The sequence below is a fragment of the Psychromonas sp. Urea-02u-13 genome, assembly GCF_002835995.1.
Taxonomy (GTDB): domain Bacteria; phylum Pseudomonadota; class Gammaproteobacteria; order Enterobacterales; family Psychromonadaceae; genus Psychromonas.
This window is the reverse complement of sequence record NZ_PJBZ01000114.1, coordinates 1-12,597: the sequence shown is the minus strand read 5'-3', so window position 1 is coordinate 12,597 and position 12,597 is coordinate 1. Positions and strand designations below refer to the sequence as shown.

Annotated in this window: 16 protein-coding genes; 15 read left to right on the top strand and 1 reads right to left on the bottom strand. The window is 34.6% G+C overall.

Features of this window, described 5'->3' with window-relative positions:
• Positions 1-622: 622 nt before the first annotated feature.
• On the top strand, positions 623-949 hold the full coding sequence (locus CXF74_RS19430) for a hypothetical protein (RefSeq protein WP_198552928.1): 327 nt from the start codon (positions 623-625) through the stop codon (positions 947-949).
• A gap of 367 nt (positions 950-1,316) precedes the next feature.
• On the opposite strand, the gene CXF74_RS19425 is transcribed toward CXF74_RS19430, so the two are convergent.
• Complete coding sequence (locus tag CXF74_RS19425) at positions 1,317-1,967, bottom strand: glutathione S-transferase family protein (RefSeq protein ID WP_101084189.1); 651 nt, start codon at positions 1,965-1,967, stop codon at positions 1,317-1,319.
• A 129-nt stretch (positions 1,968-2,096) separates the two neighbouring features.
• On the opposite strand from CXF74_RS19425, the gene CXF74_RS19420 reads away from it, so the two are divergent.
• From CXF74_RS19420 to CXF74_RS22705, 14 genes are all read left to right on the top strand, one after another.
• Positions 2,097-2,642, top strand: a complete 546-nt coding sequence (locus CXF74_RS19420; RefSeq protein ID WP_101084188.1) for a TetR/AcrR family transcriptional regulator — start codon at positions 2,097-2,099, stop codon at positions 2,640-2,642.
• Between the two features lie 332 nt (positions 2,643-2,974).
• Positions 2,975-6,016: a COR domain-containing protein gene (locus CXF74_RS19415; RefSeq protein WP_101084187.1), complete on the top strand. Its 3,042-nt coding sequence runs from the start codon at positions 2,975-2,977 to the stop codon at positions 6,014-6,016.
• 245 nt (positions 6,017-6,261) lie between these two features.
• Positions 6,262-6,423 carry a hypothetical protein gene (locus tag CXF74_RS22050; protein WP_157822466.1) on the top strand — a complete coding sequence of 54 codons (162 nt, stop codon included), beginning with the start codon at positions 6,262-6,264 and terminating at the stop codon, positions 6,421-6,423.
• 23 nt (positions 6,424-6,446) lie between these two features.
• The gene (locus CXF74_RS19410; protein ID WP_101084186.1) at positions 6,447-6,659 is read left to right on the top strand and encodes a hypothetical protein; all 213 of its coding nucleotides are present in this window, start codon (positions 6,447-6,449) and stop codon (positions 6,657-6,659) included.
• Between the two features lie 16 nt (positions 6,660-6,675).
• A complete protein-coding gene (locus tag CXF74_RS19405) occupies positions 6,676-7,230 on the top strand; it encodes a DUF262 domain-containing protein (protein WP_101084185.1) in 555 nt (184 codons plus the stop codon).
• A 53-nt stretch (positions 7,231-7,283) separates the two neighbouring features.
• Positions 7,284-7,553 (top strand): hypothetical protein, encoded by a 270-nt coding sequence (locus CXF74_RS19400; protein ID WP_101084184.1) that lies wholly within the window; start codon positions 7,284-7,286, stop codon positions 7,551-7,553.
• A gap of 13 nt (positions 7,554-7,566) precedes the next feature.
• Entirely contained in the window at positions 7,567-8,655 is a 1,089-nt protein-coding gene (locus CXF74_RS19395) for a PDDEXK nuclease domain-containing protein (protein WP_101084183.1), read from the top strand.
• A gap of 205 nt (positions 8,656-8,860) precedes the next feature.
• Positions 8,861-9,202: a hypothetical protein gene (locus CXF74_RS19390; protein WP_101084182.1), complete on the top strand. Its 342-nt coding sequence runs from the start codon at positions 8,861-8,863 to the stop codon at positions 9,200-9,202.
• A 302-nt stretch (positions 9,203-9,504) separates the two neighbouring features.
• The gene (locus CXF74_RS19380) at positions 9,505-9,777 is read left to right on the top strand and encodes a hypothetical protein (protein WP_101084180.1); all 273 of its coding nucleotides are present in this window, start codon (positions 9,505-9,507) and stop codon (positions 9,775-9,777) included.
• Between the two features lie 174 nt (positions 9,778-9,951).
• The gene (locus CXF74_RS19375) at positions 9,952-10,158 is read left to right on the top strand and encodes a hypothetical protein (protein WP_157822465.1); all 207 of its coding nucleotides are present in this window, start codon (positions 9,952-9,954) and stop codon (positions 10,156-10,158) included.
• Complete coding sequence (locus tag CXF74_RS19370) at positions 10,151-10,489, top strand: hypothetical protein (RefSeq protein ID WP_101084178.1); 339 nt, start codon at positions 10,151-10,153, stop codon at positions 10,487-10,489. The genes CXF74_RS19375 and CXF74_RS19370 overlap by 8 nt, the downstream gene beginning before the upstream one ends.
• A 245-nt stretch (positions 10,490-10,734) precedes the next feature.
• Positions 10,735-11,064, top strand: a complete 330-nt coding sequence (locus CXF74_RS19365; protein ID WP_157822464.1) for a hypothetical protein — start codon at positions 10,735-10,737, stop codon at positions 11,062-11,064.
• The gene (locus CXF74_RS19360) at positions 11,048-11,263 is read left to right on the top strand and encodes a hypothetical protein (protein ID WP_101084176.1); all 216 of its coding nucleotides are present in this window, start codon (positions 11,048-11,050) and stop codon (positions 11,261-11,263) included. Before CXF74_RS19365 ends, CXF74_RS19360 begins: the two co-directional genes overlap by 17 nt.
• Before the next feature lie 1,130 nt (positions 11,264-12,393).
• On the top strand, positions 12,394-12,597 hold a 204-nt coding region (locus CXF74_RS22705; protein ID WP_232772594.1), incomplete at its 3' end, for a hypothetical protein.

The following is a 12,597-nucleotide window of genomic DNA, read 5'->3' as shown; positions in this document are numbered from 1 at the left end:
CCGTTGACACTGTTTGCCATTAATAAAATATAAATCCAAAGTTAAACCGGTATCAGGATCTAAAATGGGCTTAACTTGAATATTGTCTGTTTCCATTATTATCATTACCTTTTTGATTACATGAACAAAGGTCATCTTACTATATATTTACATCAGGCTAAAAAAGTGGCCTTGATAATCGATGCGTGAGGAGTTTTAAAAAAATCGCTTGTGATTGTCTTTCTAATAATAATAAACCGTATTACAGAACACAGATGCACAAAATGACGCTTATGTTAAATATAGAAAGTTACACTGTAACTATTTAAGGTTGTCTTAATTTAAAATCTACGGTGAATTGGTTTATAAAAATTAAAGTAGGAAATCTCAGGCGCTATAAAAGCAAAAAGACCGTTCAGGTACCTTTTGGATGTGCGTGGGTGTTATGGTAAATGCGATAAGATTATTACTAAATAACATTTATTTTTTAATATATCATTGATATTATAAACTTATGAATAATTTTATATTTTATAAACTTACCCGAATCGCATTTACTTTGATTGCACTATTGTCACTAACTTCCTGCCAGAAAGATCTAGACTTAACTCAGTTATCCACAAATAAAACAGAAATATTTAGAATGATCAACCGCTCCGGAGAATCATTTGGTCCTGCATATTGCCATAAATTTTCTCAAATCGTAGATCTGCGTCTTGAGAAAATTAAAGGACATGAACGACTTATTGTTGTTTGCTTGCCTTTAAATCAGGAGAATATCCGCACCTTAAAACGAAATCGATATTTTAAATACGCTTGGATTACCAAATCAGGTGAAGTAACTTTTTGTGGTTGGCGAGATCATAATTACCACTTAAAAAAAGATATGACTAAATATTGGGATAATCTTAAGTATGGTGAAACTGGAGATTGCGATGGATTTTATATTCATTCATATCAACACCAGTAGGATCTGTGCACAAAATTACTGTTATGTTAAGTAGGGGCTTTTTATTACATAAATAACTGTTTCATCATCAAACTAAGACAAATGTTTTAAAAACAGCAGTTAACCAATCGATATTCACCTGAAATAGCGGATGGAAAACTTTGTTTTTTAATGACGCTTTTGAGCATAAAACGCTTTTCATCTTTAGTGCTCTTTTCAAGCCTAAATAGCCAAATGAAGCAATTTCGTTTTTACGATAGTAGGTAACATATTTTTTTGGTGTTGTAAGGCGCTATGGGGGCGAAAGCGAGTTGCTATTCTGACTCGCTCGTTAACTGTTTCCCTTGTTTGTATTATTGAAAGTAAAAATAAAGCTAATTGGATTTACTTATTTAGCTTGATGGGTTAATACTTTTACGCCTGAAGGCCTTTGTTGCATACGCTGAATATAATTATTCAGTTTGGGAACTGATTGGAAGATACGATCTTTAACGGGTAGAAAGAAAAGATAATCTAACATAGGCGTTAATAACGCATCGGCTATGCTGTATTGTTTTCCGCAAATAAAATCATTATTTTCGATTAATAATTCCAATTTATTTAAAGCTTGAAGTACTTGAGGTTCTGCTTCTGCTAATACTTCCATTCTTATTGTTCCATTTTCACCTTTTGGAAAAGCAAATTCTAATAAATAGTCTCTTACTAGTATCTTATCTAAATAGGTAGAAATTGCTGCACTCCATTGATCAACTATTGTTTTTTCATCGATATTAGAAGACTGCAAGGCAATACCAGAATATTTTTCATCCAAGTATCGACAAATACTCGCGGTTTCAAATATTCTGTTCTTACCATCAATGAGTGCGGGGAATTTACCAAAAGGATGGATTTCGAAGTGAGCTTCGCTTTTACGTTCAATCGTTTTATTGTCTAATGAAAGTCCGATACTGTATTCAATTTCTTTTTCTTCACAACAAAGCATTACGCTACGAACAAAGGTGCTGAACTGTGGGCCAAAAATATGGGGTTTATTTGTCATTGAGTTAACTCTTTTGAATGGGTTTAGCTCTATCATATTTGTAGTTAAAATATGTTCAAGAACATATTTTAATTTTGTGCCAGACTACATTCCCTAATGTGATAAAAAGTAATCAAAGAGAGTAAAAATATGGCATGGCAAACTGATCATAAAACATTAACAAGACAACGAATTCTGCGTAGTGCAGCTAAATTATTTTCTTTGCATGGTTATGAGCTAGTAGGTATCAATGAAGTCATGGCTGATGCAGAATTAACTCGAGGTGCATTTTATAGCCACTTCAAGTCAAAATCTGACTTATACGCAGAAGCTGTTATGAATTCAGCAAGCGAAATTACGACATTTTTTTCAAATACTCCTACTGATGCTTTTGTAAAAAGCTATTTAAGTACAAACCATAAAGAAGGAGAGTTTGTTCGTTGTCCTTTAGCTTTTATGGTTACCGATATTACTCAACGTGATACACAAGTACGCGATGCTTATACAAAAGTATTTAAAGGTTTTGTTAATCGTTTAGTTGAAAATAAGGATCATGAACATCCATTAGAGTTAGCAGAAGCTTTACAAAAAGCGGTGATCCTAATTGGTGGCGTTGCCATATCACGTGCGATTAATGATGATGATTTGGCAGGACAGTTGTTGAAAGCATGCCAAAGTGGGTTATTAGGTGATTGAGCACTGCGTATATTTTAAACCTTTTGGGGTTGTGGCTATAGGCATTTTCTAACAAAGAAGAATAATGTGTAGCAGTGAAGGAGGTCTTTTATCTTTAATTACAAGCCTCAAATAGATTTGTTAAGGCGCTAAGGGGCACATAGCGACTTAGGAAATCTTAAGTACGACCTCTAAAAACATGGCCAAATTTACTAACCTCCTTTGGATTTTCCCGATATGTTTTCTTGCATTAACGCATACTTATGAGTCTTATTGTTTGATAAATATGCCATGGAAAAGTAACCTCATAAATAATGATTAACAACTTGAACTTAATATAGGCTTCCTTGTATATGCAAAGCGCTTTAATTTCCAAAGATTCATTAAAAATACCGAACAAAAAAGCTCAAGAGGTTATTGATACTATTAATGCTTTTATTATCGCTCATGAACCTGGTAGGGACATTTACTCAAGAGATATATATGAATTAAATAACTCAGGTGATTTAATTCATTTGAGTATTTCTATTATAGGTCTTGATGTCGACTTCCTTGGGGATATAGAGTTAACAGAATTAGAGGTCCTTAATATAAACGGCTGTTTAATAAGCTCATTACAAACGATAGCCCACTTTTCAAAGTTAAAAAAGCTTGATTTGGGAGGAGGGAATTTAACTAGCCTTGATGGTATAGATAACTTTCAGGGGCTAATAAGTTTAAATGTAGAGAGATCTAAAATAGAGTCATTGTTGCCGCTTAGAAAAATATCTTATCTGGAAAGCTTTTCATGCCAGCTATCAAATGTAAATGAATTAGAGGGCATTGAGCATTTAAGTTCATTAACATATCTCAATGTTGGCGGCTCACAAATAAAGAGCCTATCAATGATATCTAAAATGACGAAATTAACAACGCTATTATGTTGGACTACTTGCATTACAAGCTTGTCTAGTATTGAGGGGTTAACGCAACTTACCACATTAGCATTCGGCAATAATGATATTGATAGCCTGCAACCACTTGCTTCGCTCAATAACCTACAACAGGTTTCATTTTGGGGAACAAAAATAAGTTCATTAGATACATTAAGTAGTTTAAGCAATTTAATACGGGTAGATTGTAAGGGAACTTTAGTTACTTGCTTAGATTGCTTATGTGGGTTGCCTAAGTTAATAAGTATCAATGCTAAAGATTGCAATATCAGCTTTTTATCAGAAAAAATAACATCTTTAGGGCTCGAATTATCAATAAATGAAAATAGTCACTTTGTATTTTCTCACAAAATTGAAAATGAAAATGATGCACTAAAAGAAATCCTTCTATCCGGGAATAAAATAATATCTCCCCCCTTAGAAATAATAAATCAAGGAAACACCGTTGTAGATTACTATTTTGATTCTTTGCAAGGAGAAACTCAGCAACTTAATGAAGCTAAACTAGTACTAGTTGGCGAAGGAGCCGCTGGTAAAACTTCATTAATTAATCGCTTTATCGATGATACTTTTGATGCAAAACAAGATAAAACAGATGGTATTGCTATTAGGCCTTGGCCTGTGAGCCATTACGATTCAGATATAAAGGTTCATTGCTGGGACTTTGGCGGACAAGAGATAATGAGGGCCACGCATCAAATATTTTTATCTAAGCGCTGTATATATTTAATTGTACTAGATGGACGTAAAGATGAAAATCCTGAGCAATGGTTGAAGCAGGTGTTGGCAGTTAGTAAAGACTCCCCTATTTTTATGATATCTAATAAAGTTGATGAACATTATGATAATAATTTAGCAGAGCAAACTCTCAAAAAAAAATACCCTCAGATAGTTGGTTTTTATCGAACTTCTTGTAAAAAAAATGTAGGTATTGAATTATTACAAGAGGAGATAATTAAAGAAGTGGCTAAAATGGAAATGTGTAAATTTCTGTTAGCAAAAAATTGGGCTTCAGTTAAAGAGCAGATCGAAGAATGGTCTATTACAAAAGACCATATCAGTTACGATATATTTATTGAATTATGCGAAAAAAATGGAGTAGTGAAGAAAGAAATACAGGTAATATTATTAAACCTTCTGCATGATCTTGGACTAGTTATCCATTTTAATGAATTACTAGAACTGCAAACACAAGTACTAAATCCAAGTTGGATTACTGAAGGAATATATACCCTTCTTAATTCAGACACATTATCAAAAAAACATGGAGTGATTAATAGGCTTGAAGCTGAAAAAATACTTGAAGAGAAATGGAATGATGGACGATATAGTAATAAAACCCAGTATTTAATGAAAGTCATGGAACAATTTGAACTTTGTTATTATATCCAAACCAGCCTAGATTCGAAATATTTGATACCAGATCTATTACCTACAGAACTCCTTATAAGCCCAGAAATAAAAGATGGAATTGATTTTATATACCAATATAAAGGATATATGCCACCCGAATTAATGCCTAGATTTATTGTTAAAAGTAATGAGTATAGGGTTGATGGAAAAAGTTGGCGCAATGGTGTTTTATTAAGTCATGGTATATTACGAAGCCAAGCAATTATAACTGCAGATAAAGAAGATCGAACAATTCGAATTCAAATTTCTGACGGGGAGCAACGTGAGTTTTTAACTATAATTCGCAATTATTTTTCTGAAATTCATAATGCTTATCAACATGAGAATATTGGCCTAGAAGAGTTTTTGCCATTAACATCCCCAATGGTTGATAAAGAGAGCTTACTCTCCTATCGTCGCCTCGTGAACATAGAAAAACGAATAATGCAGAATTTAGATAGAGATCAACAATATGATGAAGTACTAGATACAGAATATTCAGTGACTAAATTATTAAATGGTATACAAAAACCAGAACAAAGATTAAAACAATACAATATGGAAGGAGTAAATACTGTGGTGATAGAAAATACAATGACTCAGAATGCCAGTCCTGTGATAACTCAAAATAATGCCCAAGAAAATTTACAAAATAACACTCAGAAAACGTCAGTAACAATAAGTGTTGAAATAAAAACACTAACTTCTAGCCTAAAGAATTGGGGGGAAGATATTATTGATGACTTACAAGAGTCCCCTGAAATAAATCAAGATATTGAGTTGAAATCTCTAGTACCAAGAGCTGAAAGGGAGTTAAGTAGAGTCAACCAATCACTCGAAGATATTAAAACAGTTGAAAGTGAAGAGCAGGCACAAGAGCATATTGACAAGTTTACTCGCGTAAGCGACTTTATCAAAGAAAGCATAGATGGTACTAATAAAACTGGCAAGCTGTTAAAAGCTACTGGTGAAGGTGTTGACAAAGTGCAGTCATTAGCTAAGCAATATAATAAAATAGCACAATACTTTGCTCTTCCTGTTGTTCCAGATATTTTACTTGGTGGTAAATAAGTATTAATAATTTTAAAGGGAAAATTCTACTCCCTTAAAATTAAAAGACCCGAGGGTCTTTCTTTTTTCCTTCCCAATAATTACACCACTCTAAGTCGCTTTGGGGGCGAAAGCGAGTTGCCTTTCTAGCTCGGTTTGGGGCACATTGTGCCCTAGAAAATTTACTTCAACACACAAAAAAGGCCAGCATTTAGGTAGCCTTCAAGTTGTGCGTTTAACGGAATTGACAAATACAGGGATAATATATGATACGCGCAATTTTAATCTTATCAGCAATAGTAAATATAGTTTTGTGGATTTTTGCAGGTACATCAAATGCACTTCTTTTTGCAGGGTTAGCTATCTGCGCGATGGGTTATGTGATGTTGAAAGTATTTAATATGGATGCTTCTGTAAGCGATAAATAATCAACGGAATTTAAGGATTTATCATGGCAGTTCATCCAAGCGGTTTTTATATTCACGTATCAAAAGAGCATTTAACTGACGCTGAGAAAGTTGATGAAGCAAAATTACTGACTGAAAATGAGGGATATGATTTTGTTCTTGAAAAGGGTGAATCGTTAGTTATTGAAGAATTTAGCGATGAACATTCAGCAGAGTCTTTTGAGACTCAAGTGTTAGAAATTTTAGCAACTAATTAATTCACGGAAACGAGCTATGAATAACAGATTGCCACAAAGAGCCGATTTAGGCCGTAATGTAGATTCCTCTGTGGAATGGTATTTGAACCACTATGAGAAGCATCTTGAGTTATTAGAGGCGGGAAAGGCTTTAGATTCCAGTGTGTCAGATCAGTATGTTTGTGGTTATCCTGTACCACCTTTTCAACGCCCGTTATGTTGGTCAAACGAGCAGCAAGTAGCATTTATTGAATCTGTTTGGATGGAGTTGCCTATTGGCTCATTAACAATTCACGCTGTTGATTGGGATGAAGAACTAAACGATGAATTGAAGTGTGATGTATTACCTATGTCTGCATGGGTTATTGATGGTCTGCAACGTTTATTTACTCTTCAAAATTTCTTTGATTCTAAGTTGAAAATTAATGGCTTGTATTGGTCTGATCTTACGAGAGCAGAAAAACGCCGCTTTGAACAAGTGAAATTCACTCACAACAGAGTTTCGTTATGGGATGAATCAATAGTGAAAGATTTATATAACAGAATGAACTTTGGTGGAACAAATCACACCTTAGATCAGGTCGCAGTTTAATAACACGGATTAAAGTGATTTAACGGGGCTTTTGCCCCAACGGAAACTGAAACATGACGATATTTTTAATAATTTTAGCGGGTGCATTGGCTCTAGTTGCTTCTCTTTATGTTGCTAGAAATTGGAAGTCTTACGAGGGTTATTTGATGTTCATATTATTGAATGTCAGTTATGTGATTATGCTTGGTTTATATTTATTTGTTCCTGTTAACACAGTGAATGGAATAGTGATAATTGAACCCTTGGCTATTATCCTGTTCCCAATAATTAACATATTTGTTTTTTGGTATTTTTCAAAAAATAAAATTGAACCTAACCATTAACGGAAATTTTGTTATGCATTTAACAACAAATAACGACTATCAAGAATGGGTATCAGCACTCAAGAACCAAGTTAGAGCTTCACAACAGAAAGCCTCTCTCGCTGTGAACGCTAGTTTGATCCGACTTTATTGGTCTATCGGACAATCTATTCTTGATCATCAAAAAAAACTTGGGTGGGGTGGTAAAGTCGTCGAGCAATTGGCTAATGATTTGAAAATTGAATTCCCTAATATGAAAGGGCTTTCTCGCTCTAACCTAATGTATATGCGATCTTTTGCTCTTGCTTGGCCTGATTTCAAAGAAAACAAAATTGTCCAACAGGCTGTTGGACAAATCCCGTGGGGCCATAACCTTGTGTTACTGCAACGATTTAAGGATTCTGAAAAAAGAATTTGGTACGCTAATAAAACGATCTCGCACGGCTGGTCTAGATCTGTGTTAGTTCATCAGATTGAGAGTGGTTTAATTAATCGTCAGGGTAAAGCAGTCAATAATTTCAATTCCACTTTACCAAAACCGGCTTCAGAGCTTGCTTCACAGACGTTGAAAGATCCGTATAATTTTGATTTTCTTGGTCTATCAGATGAATCATTAGAACGGGATATAGAAACCGCACTAATGAAGCACGTCACGGCATTCTTGCTTGAATTGGGGAGTGGGTTTGCTCTTGTTGGGCAGCAATACAATCTCAATGTAGGGGGAGATGACTTTTTCATAGATCTCTTATTCTATCATCTTCATTTGCGCTGCTATGTAGTTGTTGAACTTAAAGCTGAGAAGCTAACACCAAAGGATATTGGTCAACTAGATTTTTATTTAGCTGCGGTAGATGGTGAACTTAAACGCGATGAGGACGCTCCAACAATAGGTCTTTTGTTGTGTAAAGAGCGTAATCGAGTAGTTGCAGAATATGCAGTTAGAAACAAAACATCTCCTATTGGCATTGCAGAGTACAAGCTGTCTGAAATGCTTCCTGATGAATTAGAAAGTAAGCTTCCTACAATTGAAGCTATTGAAGTAACCTTGTCACAAGAGCTGTCGCCAGTAGGCATTAAATCGGAAGAGGCTTTTGGAACTTCTGTGTTCAGCAAAGAAACATAGCGAGAGCGTTAGTTCTCCACGGAGTTTAACAAAGTTGCTATTCATGTGGCACACGCTTAATAGCAACAAGTTATTGAATAAGTACCGCACAAGTTCATTAAAGCTTGCGTGGACGTTAACAGAAGCAGGTAGAGAGTTTGCTTGCGCGATTTTTAACGAGCGTTCAGAACTCGCTCAGGTCTAACGGAAAATGAGGAATACGATAATGACAGATAAGCCTAATGGTTTATGGCCTTTCACTTTGATGGTTTTAAGTGAATTAGATAAACTTAATTTAAAGCCATTGAAAATTGAAGCTCATGATCCAGTTGATAATGAATCTTCTGATTTTTTGTGGGGAGAGATAGACCTTAAATCAGAATTTTCAATGGGTGAGTATTTAACTATTTCGCAATATAAGGGATTGTTTTCATCTGATATTGGAGAACATGCTTTTGTTGGTGGCAGCGTTACTTTTGATGGTGGAACACCTTTTAGTGAACCAACGGAAAAATTAGCTACATTAGTTGCCGCTAATTATGCAGAAAAATTCGCCCACGCAAGTTAAACGGAAATTGAAACCTTAGCCCCTTAATTGGGGTTTTTGGGTAGTAACTTTTAATCAAACGGAAATTGAAATATGCAGTTCTTTTTTTTACGTTCTTTTGTTAACAACTCGACCTATAAATATGAAAATAGTAGACACATTTATGAGTGTAAATTAGGTTTATGGGAAGTAAATGCACCAACGAAAAAACAAGCAAAATCTGAGGCTATACATTATTTCCAACAGTATTACTCAGATTGTGAATATAATTAATTTAACACAATTGGAGAACTGTAATTCTGACAACGGAAAATGAAAAAATCATGGCTAAAACAACTATTGAAGAGATTAAAAGGACATATAAGGCGCTTGCCTTTAATGACTTTACATTTTGGTCTGGTTTCGCTTGTGTGATATTGCTGTTTACAAGTTATATGTTATTTAATTTTCAAACTTACCCTGATGAAAGTATTTTTAATTTAAACCCACTTGGTTACATAACGTTAATAGTAGGGATTCTAATTGGTGGTATGTGCGTTTTTAGATTGAATAATCTATATAAAACATATTCAAAATTAATTGCAAAATATAAGTAACCAATCATTTAAACGGAAATTCCAAAAATTGCTACTAAGCAGCAATGTGTAAGCGCACTTAAGAAAATCCACCATGATTGTGAGCTTGAGCATGATGATAGCTCTGGTGATTGGAACACTTACTTAATTGCCGCGCCAAATCATAGTTGGGGCGGTGATTACCATTCAAGGGTGTTGTTTTGGTATAAAAGCGCAACTAAGCCTGAGTATTGGCAAGAGTTACTAACTGTAATAAACGATCTGGCGGCGGTTGGTTTGGTTAGCTGTGATAAAGACAAATGCCCCACATGGTTTGATGAAAACAATCATGGTTGCGATTTTTGGCATGAAGATAACCAAAAACATCAAGAAGATGAACTAGGAAAATATCAAAATGAATAAAATCAGTGAAATACGCAACAAAATGTTAAGTAGTGGCATTGTCTCGTTAGATGAAGATGATTTTAACCAACTGCAAGCGGAGTGGGTTAAACGCGCTCAGATTGAAGATTACTCTGCTGATAAGTACGTTGATTTTGATTTAGTTTGGTTGGCGTTTGGTGATATTTTAACTAACCGCCACACGCATTCTAATTTTAGTTTTGAGAGTATAAAAAACTCGCTTGGCATAAGTAGCGCGATTTGTTCAAAAATAGTAAAAAAGGCTTGTGAAGAATGTCTTATATCGAGTGTTGGCAATGATGAATATTGCAAAGGTCACACTTCAAAATAAAGGATAATTTGTAGCATGTTATTTAGGCGTTTTTCAAAAAAAGAGCATTGGTAAACGACCGTTCACGACAACGAAATACCATAAATTGGTACTTAAGGAATAAATATGTTCAGTCTTATATTAGCAATAATTGCTGTGTTCTTTGGCCTTTTCTTTGGGGTTCACTATGTCTTGATTATTATGGCACTGTCTCTTTGCCTCATTTCTCATTTCGCAATAAAAACTATAAACAACGGGAAAAGAGGATGATGAAACTATTTATAATACTTAGCCTTTTGGTGTCTATTAACGTTTATTCTGCTGAATGTGATACTGATTACGTAAAACATAACTACCTCGTTATACAACTGCTCACATCAAACAGTGACACATCAAAATCACTAGGCGCATCCCAAAGAGATTGTTTAGCTTTAACTATGCAAGAAAGTGAGTCTCTATGCCCTACATTTAGACAATTTGAAAAGAAATTCCTTACATTGCCAGAAGAAGTGCAAATAACAAAAGGAAAGGTCTGTTTTAAAAAAATGCTGGAAATTAACGGAATTTTAGGAAATATCTATGCCTTGTATCATTAACAATCAAACAAGTACCTCTAAGCAGCAGGGGCATATTTGGGAGGCTTATTGCGGTAAAACCTTGTGGATGAATAATCGTCCTTTTAAATCCTCAGAAGAAGCGATTAACAGTGAAAAGCCAATTTGTAAAAAGTGTCGTAGATTATCGGGTTTACCACCATTAAAAAAATTGTGCCAGATTATAAATAACCCAACGTAAGGTTTACCAGTGTCACAAGTGAACCTTACCAATATTGAAAAATACAGTGGTAAATAACGCAATTCAGTTTACCACTCACGAAACCAACGGAAATTGAAACCCTAGCCCCTTAATTGGGTATATAGTAAAAACCATGTATTCGTACGAGTGAGTGACAGCTCAATGTTCACAGGGATTTCTTAAAAAGCTAAGCGTACATACTATGTATATGGTGTGTACGCTTTTTATATTATGCTCACTCAACGACTGAATAACCTCCCCCATTATTTACTTGAAAATACGATTTAGCCTGCTACTTCTGTTTTAGACTTATATATCCTAAGTAGATCAGTGAATATCTGTTTGCGTTTTCACATAGAATGTATTCGTTTAGACATATTCTCCACAAATTTTTAGTTTCTAAGTCGCTATGGGGCACATAGCGAGTTAGAAAATCAACTTTCAATTGAGGAAAATTCAAGATTAAAGACCTGGCCCGAATGGCACTGCATTAAGCCTAAAACTTATAATCGGTAGGGGTTAGAGATAAATTTCATATTCAGTCTAACTCACCAAGTGTCTGTTTTATTCTGCTTTAGAAAATATGAAAAATTAAATATGTTATGTAACAGACTGAAAAAACTTAGTTTATAGCTTAATGCAGTGCCATTCAGACCTGGTTCTTAGTAGTTTAGTTTCATTTTAAAAGCTTCGTTTTAGCTATCTGTGTAACATACATTCTAAGCTTGAACGTGAATCGTAAGAACTTACTATATGGTTATCAGGTCTTATCTTTTGCTCCAAAAGGCAAAACGCAATATCTGACCCTGACGGTTTTAATTAAGTGGACAAATTCACTGCACCACTACAGTGTGTCGAAAGCGGAGAGCCATGCTTTAAATAACAGTGTTAACTTTTACTTTGCAGAGTACCTTTTTAAGGTACTAAAATCCTCCATACAATTTAAATTTAACCCACCCCATTTATTAAAACGAGATGATAAACTCACTCGGTACGCAAAAAATAATTGATACCGCCTTTCGCTTAAAAAAGACCTTTTCTTGATTTATTTTTAACCTGGTGCTATTTTCTTCTAAATTAATACGTTGTTCTGATAAATAACTTAATAAAAATCAACGAGGATACAAGGCATGAGCATAGAGCTAGAGGAAAGAGAACGCAGAGATCATCCTTTAAAATCTCCAAATCCATCTTACGATTGGATGCCTACTGGAGTAGTCAAAAATGCTTTTGTAGATCCAGATTTAAGAACGAAATATGACATGAATTACCCGTTAACTACGCATGTCAATGATGGTGAAGATGATACGGAAATAAGCTCCCTTAGACTGGTT

What these genes read in the sequence shown, in the direction of transcription:
- CXF74_RS19430 (WP_198552928.1), top strand. Translation starts at nt 623, where the DNA reads ATGATCAACCGCTCCGGAGAATCATTTGGTCCTGCATATTGCCATAAA.
- CXF74_RS19425 (WP_101084189.1), bottom strand. Translation starts at nt 1,967, where the DNA reads ATGACAAATAAACCCCATATTTTTGGCCCACAGTTCAGCACCTTTGTT.
- CXF74_RS19420 (WP_101084188.1), top strand. Translation starts at nt 2,097, where the DNA reads ATGGCATGGCAAACTGATCATAAAACATTAACAAGACAACGAATTCTG.
- CXF74_RS19415 (WP_101084187.1), top strand. Translation starts at nt 2,975, where the DNA reads ATGCAAAGCGCTTTAATTTCCAAAGATTCATTAAAAATACCGAACAAA.
- CXF74_RS22050 (WP_157822466.1), top strand. Translation starts at nt 6,262, where the DNA reads ATGATACGCGCAATTTTAATCTTATCAGCAATAGTAAATATAGTTTTG.
- CXF74_RS19410 (WP_101084186.1), top strand. Translation starts at nt 6,447, where the DNA reads ATGGCAGTTCATCCAAGCGGTTTTTATATTCACGTATCAAAAGAGCAT.
- CXF74_RS19405 (WP_101084185.1), top strand. Translation starts at nt 6,676, where the DNA reads ATGAATAACAGATTGCCACAAAGAGCCGATTTAGGCCGTAATGTAGAT.
- CXF74_RS19400 (WP_101084184.1), top strand. Translation starts at nt 7,284, where the DNA reads ATGACGATATTTTTAATAATTTTAGCGGGTGCATTGGCTCTAGTTGCT.
- CXF74_RS19395 (WP_101084183.1), top strand. Translation starts at nt 7,567, where the DNA reads ATGCATTTAACAACAAATAACGACTATCAAGAATGGGTATCAGCACTC.
- CXF74_RS19390 (WP_101084182.1), top strand. Translation starts at nt 8,861, where the DNA reads ATGACAGATAAGCCTAATGGTTTATGGCCTTTCACTTTGATGGTTTTA.
- CXF74_RS19380 (WP_101084180.1), top strand. Translation starts at nt 9,505, where the DNA reads ATGGCTAAAACAACTATTGAAGAGATTAAAAGGACATATAAGGCGCTT.
- CXF74_RS19370 (WP_101084178.1), top strand. Translation starts at nt 10,151, where the DNA reads ATGAATAAAATCAGTGAAATACGCAACAAAATGTTAAGTAGTGGCATT.
- CXF74_RS19365 (WP_157822464.1), top strand. Translation starts at nt 10,735, where the DNA reads ATGATGAAACTATTTATAATACTTAGCCTTTTGGTGTCTATTAACGTT.
- CXF74_RS19360 (WP_101084176.1), top strand. Translation starts at nt 11,048, where the DNA reads ATGCCTTGTATCATTAACAATCAAACAAGTACCTCTAAGCAGCAGGGG.